This window comes from Escherichia sp. MOD1-EC7003 (genome assembly GCF_002965065.1).
Lineage (GTDB): Bacteria > Pseudomonadota > Gammaproteobacteria > Enterobacterales > Enterobacteriaceae > Escherichia.
The window spans coordinates 1-10,190 of sequence record NZ_PTRE01000011.1 but is presented as its reverse complement, the minus strand read 5'-3'; the positions used below and the strand labels follow the sequence as shown (position 1 = coordinate 10,190).

Annotated in this window: 8 protein-coding genes, 2 tRNA genes and 1 pseudogene; 8 read left to right on the top strand and 3 right to left on the bottom strand. The window is 47.9% G+C overall.

The window, feature by feature from the left end:
• The first annotated feature begins 528 nt into the window (after window positions 1-528).
• The 6 genes from A7090_RS01355 (at window position 529) to ydhT (ending at window position 6,271) form a co-directional block, all read left to right on the top strand.
• The gene (locus A7090_RS01355) at window positions 529-1,155 is read left to right on the top strand and encodes a ferredoxin-like protein (RefSeq protein WP_105272725.1); all 627 of its coding nucleotides are present in this window, start codon (window positions 529-531) and stop codon (window positions 1,153-1,155) included.
• A gap of 20 nt (window positions 1,156-1,175) precedes the next feature.
• Entirely contained in the window at window positions 1,176-3,278 is a 2,103-nt protein-coding gene (locus A7090_RS01350) for an aldehyde ferredoxin oxidoreductase (protein ID WP_105272724.1), read from the top strand.
• Between the two features lie 12 nt (window positions 3,279-3,290).
• Window positions 3,291-3,941: a YdhW family putative oxidoreductase system protein gene (locus A7090_RS01345; protein ID WP_198599554.1), complete on the top strand. Its 651-nt coding sequence runs from the start codon at window positions 3,291-3,293 to the stop codon at window positions 3,939-3,941.
• Between the two features lie 63 nt (window positions 3,942-4,004).
• A complete protein-coding gene (locus tag A7090_RS01340) occupies window positions 4,005-4,673 on the top strand; it encodes a 4Fe-4S dicluster domain-containing protein (RefSeq protein WP_105272722.1) in 669 nt (222 codons plus the stop codon).
• Window positions 4,670-5,455 carry a thiosulfate reductase cytochrome B subunit gene (phsC, locus tag A7090_RS01335; protein ID WP_105272721.1) on the top strand — a complete coding sequence of 262 codons (786 nt, stop codon included), beginning with the start codon at window positions 4,670-4,672 and terminating at the stop codon, window positions 5,453-5,455. Before A7090_RS01340 ends, phsC begins: the two co-directional genes overlap by 4 nt.
• 3 nt (window positions 5,456-5,458) lie before the next feature.
• Entirely contained in the window at window positions 5,459-6,271 is an 813-nt protein-coding gene (gene ydhT, locus A7090_RS01330; protein ID WP_105272720.1) for a protein YdhT, read from the top strand.
• Window positions 6,272-6,282: 11 nt separating this feature from the next.
• On the opposite strand, the gene A7090_RS01325 is transcribed toward ydhT, so the two are convergent.
• From A7090_RS01325 to A7090_RS01315, 3 genes are all read right to left on the bottom strand, one after another.
• Window positions 6,283-7,887 carry an FAD-NAD(P)-binding protein gene (locus tag A7090_RS01325; RefSeq protein ID WP_105272719.1) on the bottom strand — a complete coding sequence of 535 codons (1,605 nt, stop codon included), beginning with the start codon at window positions 7,885-7,887 and terminating at the stop codon, window positions 6,283-6,285.
• A 248-nt stretch (window positions 7,888-8,135) separates the two neighbouring features.
• Window positions 8,136-8,212 (bottom strand) — tRNA-Val (locus tag A7090_RS01320).
• A gap of 4 nt (window positions 8,213-8,216) precedes the next feature.
• A tRNA-Val gene (locus tag A7090_RS01315) sits at window positions 8,217-8,293 on the bottom strand.
• 307 nt (window positions 8,294-8,600) lie between these two features.
• Between A7090_RS01315 and A7090_RS01310 the strand changes: the two genes are divergently transcribed.
• Together A7090_RS01310 and A7090_RS01305 are read left to right on the top strand one after the other, a co-directional pair.
• Window positions 8,601-9,857, top strand: a complete 1,257-nt coding sequence (locus A7090_RS01310) for an AIDA repeat-containing protein (protein WP_105272718.1) — start codon at window positions 8,601-8,603, stop codon at window positions 9,855-9,857.
• A gap of 213 nt (window positions 9,858-10,070) precedes the next feature.
• A pseudogene (locus A7090_RS01305) lies at window positions 10,071-10,190 on the top strand (IS630 family transposase); the annotation flags it as partial.

Genomic DNA, 10,190 nt, shown 5'->3' with positions numbered 1-10,190 from the left:
CGACTGAATAATGTGATGACGCTGTAGAATTTTTAACGTGACACAGAATTCTGAACGCTCTCGTAAAATGATCATTCAGGATGAGGCAGTAAGCTTCATCCTGATATTTTTTGTTCAGCGGCGGTCCAGTTAATATTTCTAAATAATAATTGCTGAAATCATACGAATTTCGATATGTATTTTAATTTATAGCGCTGATGTTATTTTTATTTTCTGCTATGAATATCACAAATAGTTGTCGTTTAAGTTAAATTCATTTCAAATGATAATAAATATCACTCCACTTTTAATCTTTTACTTTCAATTTTTAATTGATAACGATCAATGTTAAACCCTAAGAATAATCACATTATTTTTCCACCTAACCATAAAGGATTGGTTTGTTTGCGTTAAATCATGTCTCATACGCTATCGGGTTAGGACAAAAATATCTGGTGTTGGAGACATAGTCAGCAGCGTATTAGTTGAATGCTTGATATCAAGCTGCTGAATTGTCAGCACTGTGTTTGCGAAGAGGATGCGAAATAAATGAACCCGGTTGATCGTCCACTATTAGATATTGGCTTAACGCGATTAGAGTTCTTGCGTATATCAGGAAAAGGTCTTGCTGGTTTAACTATAGCCCCTGCATTATTGTCACTTTTGGGCTGTAAACAGGAAGATGTCGATAGCGGTACGGTAGGGCTGATAAACACGCCCAAAGGCGTGTTAGTTACCCAACGTGCGCGTTGCACGGGCTGCCATCGCTGTGAAATCTCCTGTACAAACTTTAACGATGGCGCTGTGGGTACTTTTTTCTCCCGCATCAAAATCCATCGTAATTATTTCTTTGGCGACAAGGGCGTAGGTTCTGGCGGTGGTTTATATGGCGATCTGAATTATACCGCCGACACTTGCCGCCAGTGCAAAGATCCACAATGCATGAACGTTTGCCCGATTGGCGCGATTACCTGGCAGCAGGAAGATGGATGTATTGTAGTCGATCATAAGCGTTGTATTGGCTGCAGCGCATGTACCACGGCATGTCCGTGGATGATGGCCACCGTAAATACTGAAACTAAGAAATCCTCGAAATGTGTGTTATGCGGTGAATGCGCAAGCGCCTGCCCAACGGGGGCGTTAAAAATTATCGAGTGGAAAGATATTACTGTGTGAATCTTGCAAAGGAAAAAATCATGGCTAACGGTTGGACAGGTAATATATTAAGAGTCAATCTCACGACAGGAAATATTACCCTCGAAGATTCCAGTAAGTTTAAAAGTTTTGTTGGTGGCATGGGCTTCGGCTACAAAATTATGTATGACGAAGTACCGCCAGGCACTAAACCTTTCGATGAAGCGAATAAATTAGTCTTTGCTACTGGTCCACTAACTGGATCTGGTGCTCCCTGTAGTTCTCGCGTAAATATCACCTCACTTTCCACTTTTACCAAAGGTAATTTAGTCGTCGATGCCCATATGGGCGGCTTTTTTGCAGCGCAAATGAAATTCGCTGGATACGACGTCATTATTATCGAAGGGAAAGCGAAATCACCGGTCTGGCTGAATATTAAAGATGACAAAGTTAGTCTGGAAAAAGCCGATTTCTTGTGGGGAAAAGGGACACGCGCAACGACGGAAGAAATTTGCCGATTGACCAGCCCGGAAACCTGTGTGGCGGCTATTGGTCAGGCGGGTGAAAACCTTGTTCCTCTCTCTGGCATGTTGAATAGTCGTAACCACAGCGGCGGTGCGGGAACTGGCGCAATAATGGGCTCCAAAAACCTGAAAGCGATTGCGGTTGAAGGGACGAAAGGGGTCAACATTGCCGATCGTCAAGAGATGAAGCGTCTCAACGACTACATGATGACCGAACTTATTGGTGCGAATAACAACCATGTTGTGCCAAGTACACCGCAAGCGTGGGCAGAGTACTCTGATCCCAAGTCTCGCTGGACGGCACGTAAAGGTCTGTTTTGGGGCGCGGCAGAAGGTGGTCCAATTGAAACTGGAGAAATCCCTCCTGGTAATCAGAACACGGTCGGCTTTCGTACCTATAAATCCGTTTTTGACTTAGGTCCGGCGGCAGAGAAATACACAGTAAAAATGAGCGGCTGCCACTCTTGCCCGATTCGTTGTATGACCCAGATGAATATTCCTCGGGTGAAAGAGTTTGGCGCACCCAGTACGGGGGGTAACACTTGTGTAGCAAACTTTGTCCATACCACCATTTTCCCGAACGGGCCGAAAGACTTTGAAGATAAAGATGATGGTCGCGTGATTGGTAACCTGGTTGGTCTGAATTTGTTCGATGACTACGGCCTATGGTGTAACTACGGGCAGCTGCATCGCGACTTTACCTATTGTTACAGCAAAGGTGTGTTCAAACGCGTTCTGCCTGCTGATGAGTATGCGGAAATTCGCTGGGATCAACTGGAAGCGGGTGACGTTAACTTCATTAAAGATTTTTACTACCGTCTGGCGCATCGCGTGGGTGAGTTGAGTCACCTTGCTGATGGCTCATATGCCATCGCAGAACGCTGGAATTTGGGTGAAGAGTATTGGGGCTACGCAAAAAATAAACTCTGGTCACCGTTTGGCTATCCGGTTCACCATGCCAATGAAGCATCGGCGCAGGTTGGTTCCATTGTTAACTGTATGTTCAACCGTGATTGCATGACGCATACCCATATCAACTTTATTGGCTCCGGTCTGCCATTGAAACTGCAACGTGAAGTGGCGAAAGAGCTTTTTGGTTCTGAAGATGCTTACGATGAAACCAAAAACTACACGCCGATCAACGACGCAAAAATTAAATATGCTAAGTGGTCGCTGCTGCGAGTCTGTTTGCATAACGCCGTCACCCTGTGCAACTGGGTCTGGCCAATGACCGTTTCGCCGCTGAAAAGCCGTAATTACCGGGGTGACCTGGCGCTTGAAGCTAAGTTCTTTAAGGCGATTACTGGCGAAGAGATGACTCAGGAAAAATTAGATTTAGCGGCTGAGCGTATCTTTACGTTGCATCGTGCCTACACGGTGAAACTGATGCAAACCAAAGATATGCGTAATGAGCACGATCTGATCTGCTCCTGGGTATTCGACAAGGATCCGCAGATCCCGGTCTTTACCGAAGGTACTGATAAAATGGACCGCGATGATATGCACAAGTCGCTCACGATGTTCTACAAGGAAATGGGCTGGGACCCACAGCTTGGTTGTCCGACCCGCGAAACGTTGCAGCGTCTGGGGCTGGAAGATATAGCCGCTGACCTGGCGGCACACAATCTGCTGCCTGCGTAAGGAATGGGTGAGATGAGCGATCAGGATGAATTACCGTTAGCGGAAGTCAGCGAAGTTGACGAGGCGAAGCGGCAATGGTTGCAGGGGATGCGTCACCCCGTTGATACGGTAAGTGAAGACATCACGGAACCAGAACCAACTGAAATCCTGGCAGAGTTCATTCGCCAACATTCTGCTGCGGGGCAGTTGGTGGCGCGCACCGTGTTTCTCTCACCACCCTATTCGGTTGATGAAGAGGAACTGTCAGTTTTGCTTGAAAGCATTAAGCAGAACGGAGACTACGCGGATATCGCTTGTATGACGGGAAGCCAGGATGATTACTATTACTCAACGCAGGCCATGAGTGAAAACTACGCGGTGATGTCTTTGCAAGTTGTGGAGCAGGACATTTGTCGCGCTATTGCACACGCCGTTCGTTTTGAGTGCCAGACGTATCCCCGTCCTTACAAAGTCGCCATGCTGATGCAAGCGCCATATTACTTCCAGGAAGCGCAGATTGAAGCCGCAATCGCCGCGATGGATGTTGCACCTGAATATGCCGATATACGGAAGGTGGAGTCATCGACGGCGGTGTTGTACTTGTTTAGCGAGCGTTTTATGAGCTATGGCAAAGCTTATGGCTTATGTGAATGGTTCGAGGTAGAGCAGTTTCAGAATCCCTGAAGTTTCAGGGAGATGTCATGGATAGGGTGGACAGTTGCAGCCACTGCATTAGGGGATAATCAGATGTCCTTCACTCGACGCAAATTTGTTCTGGGGATGGGAACAGTAATCTTTTTTACTGGTTCTGCGTCTTCTCTGTTAGCGAACACGAGGCAAGAAAAGAAAGTTAGATATGCCATGATTCACGATGAATCACTGTGCAATGGCTGTAATATTTGCGCCCGCGCATGCCGTAAAACTAACCGGGTCCCCGCTCAGGGAAGCCGTTTATCGATAGCACACATTCCAGTCACCGATAACGACAACGAAACGCAGTATCACTTTTTTCGCCAGTCATGTCAGCACTGCGAAGATGCTCCTTGCATCGACATTTGCCCAACAGGGGCGTCGTGGCGTGATGAGCAGGGGATCGTGCGGGTAGAAAAATCGCAGTGCATCGGCTGCAGTTATTGCATTGGCGCTTGCCCGTACCAGGTCCGTTACCTTAATCCGCTGACCAAAGTGGCAGATAAATGTGATTTCTGCGCCGAGTCACGACTGGCAAAAGGCTTCCCGCCCATTTGTGTCAGCGCCTGCCCGGAGCACGCATTAATCTTTGGTCGCGAAGATAGCCCAGAAATTCAGGCGTGGTTGCAGGAAAATAAATACTATCAATATCAGCTACCAGGTGCCGGGAAACCGCATCTGTATCGCCGGTTCGGTCAACATTTGATTAAAAAGGAAAATGTATGAACCCGTCGCAACATGCTGAACAGTTTCAGAGCCAACTGGCGAACTATGTGCCACAGTTCACTCCCGAATTTTGGCCGGTGTGGCTGGTCATTGCCGGACTATTGCTGGTTGGGATGTGGTTGGTATTGGGACTGCATGCCTTGCTTCGTGCTCGTGGCGTGAAGAAATTAGCCACCGATCATGGTAAGAAAATTTATCTATACAGCAAAGCGGTCAGGTTTTGGCACTGGTCGAATGCGTTACTCTTTGTCTTGTTACTGGCAAGTGGGCTGATAAATCACTTTGCGCTGGTGGGCGCAACTGCGGTTAGAGGTCTGGTTGCGGTGCATGAAGTTTGTGGATTCCTGTTAATGGCATGCTGGGTTGGCTTTGTTCTGATAAATGCTGTTGGGGGGAATGGTCACCACTATCGCATTCGTCGTCAGGGGTGGCTGGAGCGAGCGGCAAAGCAAACGCGATTTTATTTGTTTGGCATTATGCAGGGGGAAGAGCATCCTTTCCCGGCAACAACCCAGTCTAAATTTAATCCCTTACAGCAGGTTGCCTATGTCGGTGTGATGTATGGATTGCTGCCGTTGTTACTATTGACGGGGCTACTGTGTCTCTATCCGCAAGCCGTGGGAGATGTGTTTCCTGGAGTAAGATACTGGTTATTGCAGGCGCATTTTGCTCTGGCGTTTATAAGCCTCTTTTTTATCTTCGGTCATCTTTATCTTTGCACCACGGGGCGTACACCACACGAAACCTTTAAAAGCATGGTCGATGGCTATCACCGGCACTAACGAATGATCATTACACGAGCAGACCTGCGAGAATGGCGTATCGGGGCGGTAATGTATCGCTGGTTTCTGCGCCATTTCCCACATGGCGGCAGTTATGCCGATATTCATCATACATTGATTGAGGAAGGATATACGGACTGGGCGGATAGTCTGGTTGAGTACGCCTGGAAAAAATGGTTGGCAGACGAAAATTTTGCCCGTCAGGAAGTTTCCTCTATGCAAAAGCTGGCCACAGATCCCGGAGAGATACCATTTTGCAGTCAGTTTGCTCGCAGCGACGATCATGCACGCGTCGGGTGTAGTGAGGATAACGCCAGAATCGCCACTGCGGGGTACGCCGCGCAAATTGCCAGTATGGGTTATAGCGTGCGGATTGGAAGTGTCGGCTTTAACAGTCACATTGGCAGCTCCGGTGAACGCGCACGGATTGCTGTAACCGGTAATTCTTCGCGGATAAGCAGCGCCGGAGATAGCAGTCGGATTGCGAATACCGGAATGCGAGTACGCGTTTGTACATTGGGTGAACGGAGTCATGTCGCCAGTAATGGTGACCTGGTGCAAATCGCCAGTTTTGGCGCAAACGCCAGAATTGCCAACAGCGGCGACAATGTACACATCATTGCCAGCGGTGAAAATACAACGGTAGTGAGCACAGGCGTGGTCGACTCAATTATTCTCGGGCCAGGGGGAAGCGCCGCACTGGCATATCATGACGGCGAAAGAGTTCGCTTCGCCGTCGCCATTGAAGGTGAAAACAATATTCGAGCCGGAGTCCGCTATCGTCTTAATGAACAGCATCAATTTGTTGAATGCTGATAACGTTACCTTTAATCAAACGAAAGACGCCGACGTGCACGGGATGCAGGTTTTACGACCGCCCGAGCCAGCGCCTCACCAATTTCTGCACATGCTGTAAGTCCCTGAACGAAAGGCTGGTCGTGCATCAGCCAGGGCAATGCGCCGAACGCTACGCGCCCACGAATTTCTTCGGGTTGCAGTAGCGTATAATCTTCGCCAACATCAGGGATTTCATCCCCTGTTTTCTGTAATTGTTCGCGTAGTCCAGGGAAAGGAATATCTTTCACTTTGAGCGGCCGCTGCCCGCGAGCATCAATAAAAACGTCAAACGAGTAGCTGTTGTCTTCCGTTTTCAGGACGGTGTGTGACTCGTTAATTTCCATTTCGTAGTCTTCACCGAGGGCGAGAATATGAATGATTCCCGCTTTACGTAAGGCCAGCAGTCGACGAATAGATTCTGAAGGGATTGCCGCATAATTATCGATGAAAACCCTGGCAAGGCCTTTACTGAACCGTTTATGGTCGTGTTCATTCAGATGCGGAACAATTTCCTGTACGGCTTCATGCAGGCGCAGAATGACATAACGCCAGGGAACAGTATGTTTTTCCCGTTTATTGCGCTCGACTTCATGGAGATTTTTTTCTGCCCAGTCAAATGGGTCGCGTTGTTTGCGCTCGGCAAACCAGGCCTGAGCAAAGGAATCAACATTCAGGCGCTCTATGGCCATGCGTTGGCTCCAGTCCGGGTCTGCAAACTTGATTTCCTCTACTATCAATTTAAATACCCGCTCCAAAAGGCCATCTTCGCCTGTTTGAATCTCTGCATTTAATGCTTGATCAGTGACGATGTGTAAGGGGGCGTAGGGAATAGGGCAATAGAAATCGGCTTCGGGTAAAATTCCCGTGCGCGACATTAACGTAATATTTAGCTTTTCACTTGCGTTATCGAGGTGAAAAATGACGTGTTGTTTATCTTCTTCAATGAACGAACCATGCTGAATAGCCACTGCCATTGCTGCATCCAATCCACTCAAGGATGTTCCCATAATACCCACGTTACAGGCATCGACCTTTGCTTCCATCAGGCCTGACCACGGGCTGGGGAAATACGTTCGGGTTGCTTCTTCTTCATCAGGCCAGACGTGACCCGTGGCGATCACCGCTAAATCAAACGTCTCGGTAGGTAAATCCTGATTTGCAACGAGTATGACGCCAGCATTTGTAATTTGCAGATCGGTAACCTGGCATGATTCATAAACAGCCACTGCAAATTTTTGCTGTCGTGCCTGGTCTACTAATCGTAAAAATTGATCGCGGAAATATTCTCCCAGTAGAATTCGCGGTAAAAACTGACGATCGTGCAAGGTTTCTTTTTTAACGCCATAGCGTTGGAGATGGCTGGCGTCTTGGTTTTGTAGCCATTCGAGATACGTACAATAAATCGGCGGTATTTCAATACTGGCAATATTTGCCAGCATCATTTTTGAGTTTTCCTCATCACTGTATGGCATCCCGACACCTGCCTCGTCGGCCTGCTCGAAGATGGAAATGGAAAGTGGAGTCTGTTGCCGTAGAAGCGAGAATAAGGTGTAGATCCCCGTAGGCCCGGCACCCACAATAGCAATTTTTTTCATTGTTACTTACCTGTACGCATTCTTTCGAATTTAGTGTTATCAGATAAGTTTGGTTGAGATTTTTAGAATTGGAGAAATTTCAGACAGGGATGAAAAGGGCGCTAACTACCCTTGATTAAAATCTGCCGGGCGAGTTTTATAGCAATTCTCCTTCTGATAAAGCATACGGAGACAGTGTAAATCTTTTAACGTATTGGATACAGAGAAGAAACAGAGGAGAAAAGAAGAGAGACCAGATCAGGAAAATCTGGTGCGTCCGAGTGGACTCGAACCACCGACCCCCACCATGTCAAGGTGGTGCTCTAACCAACTGAGCTACGGACGCAGAATGGTGCGTTCAATTGGACTCGAACCAACGACCTCCACCATGTCAAGGTGGTGCTCTAACCAACTGAGCTATGAACGCAACGTTGTAGGTGACAACGGGGACGAATATTAACGGCAGAGTGGGAAGGTGGCAAGAGGCAAAACGTAATTTTCTGGGGTATTTCGACCGTTTGCAGAGCTTTTAAGCAAATTGGCTATATTTTGTTGATTTGCAAGGGCGATTTTTATTCAGGATCACATTTACATCTGACACAATCCAATATCTCGCGCATCACGACATGAGCCAAGCCATTTGCCACCATATCAATTCTGTCGTGTATAAATCCTCCGCAGCCTTTACACTTAGGTTGCAATAAAGGCACACAGATGCAGCAAAGGAATAAATCATGGGATCTGATGCGAAAAATTTGATGAGCGACGGGAGCGTGCAAATTGTTAAAACTGGTGAGGTCATTGGCGCGACTCAACTTACTGAAGGCGAATTAATTGTTGAGGCAGGAGGAAGAGCCGAAAATACCGTGGTCACGGGGGCCGGCTGGTTGAAAGTAGCAACCGGAGGGATCGCCAAATGCACACAGTACGGCAACAATGGCACGCTATCGGTCAGTGACGGTGCAATTGCCACAGATATTGTTCAGTCCGAGGGAGGGGCAATTAGTCTCTCTACGCTCGCCAGGGTTAATGGCCGCCACCCTGAAGGCGAATTCAGCGTTGATCAGGGTTATGCCTGCGGTTTGTTGCTGGAAAATGGCGGTAACCTGCGTGTACTGGAAGGCCATCGCGCGGAAAAAATCATTTTAGATCAAGAAGGCGGCCTGTTGGTCAATGGGACAACCTCCGCGGTCGTGGTAGATGAAGGTGGTGAATTGTTGGTGTATCCAGGTGGGGAAGCCAGCAATTGTGAGATTAATCAGGGCGGCGTTTTCATGCTGGCGGGGAAAGCCAGTGATACGTTGCTTGCTGGTGGCACCATGAATACTCTCGGTGGTGAAGACTCTGACACTATTGTTGAGAATGGAGCCATTTATCGTCTGGGAACGGATGGTCTTCAACTCTACAGTTCTGGTAAGACGCGAAACCTGTCCGTTAATGCAGGTGGGCGGGCTGAAGTGCATGCTGGTACGCTGGAAAACGCGGTTATACAAGGTGGGACAGTGATCTTGTTGTCACCCACCAGCGCGGACGAAAATTTTGTCGTAGAAGAAGATCGAGCACCGGTTGAACTGACCGGGAGTGTTGCATTACAGGACGGTGCTTCAATGATTATTGGCTACGGCGCAGATCTGCAACAATCAACAATTACTGTACAGCAGGGCGGCGTGTTGATTCTCGATGGCAGCACGGTAAAAGGTGACAATGTCACTTTAAATGTTGGCAACGTCAATCTCAATGGTGGAAAAGTGTGGCTTATCACTTCTGCGGCAACGCATGTGCAACTGAAAGTAAAACGCCTGCATGGAGCGGGTGCGATTTGCCTGCAAACCAGTGCGAAAGAAATTTCACCTGACTTCATCAGTGTGAAAGGGGAAGTTATTGGTGATATTCACGTTGAGATAACGGATGCCAGTCGGCAGCCTCTGTGCAGCGCACTGAAATTACAGCCAGACGAAGATGGGATCGGCGCAACGCTCCAGCCTGCATAAAATGGAAGGCGCAATCTTTGTGGATTGCGCCTCGTCTTTCGCAATGGGCTTTTCTTACCGGTGGCAGACAAGGATTTTAGAGGTGAGGGGGGGGAAGATGAGAATATTAAATGATTATGGCCTATAACGATGCACAGAAAAACATTAAATAACTATACCCGCAATCATTGAAAGTGCTTGATTTTTCAGCAATCGGAGAGCATGCTGTCCAACATGAAAATATTCATTACTGACCAACAAAAAGCTGAACTTGAGCGCCTTCATGATTCTAGTCGTGACGGGCGAGTCAGGGATCGTATTAAAGCCATTCTTCTGGCCTCCGAAGGCTGGAGT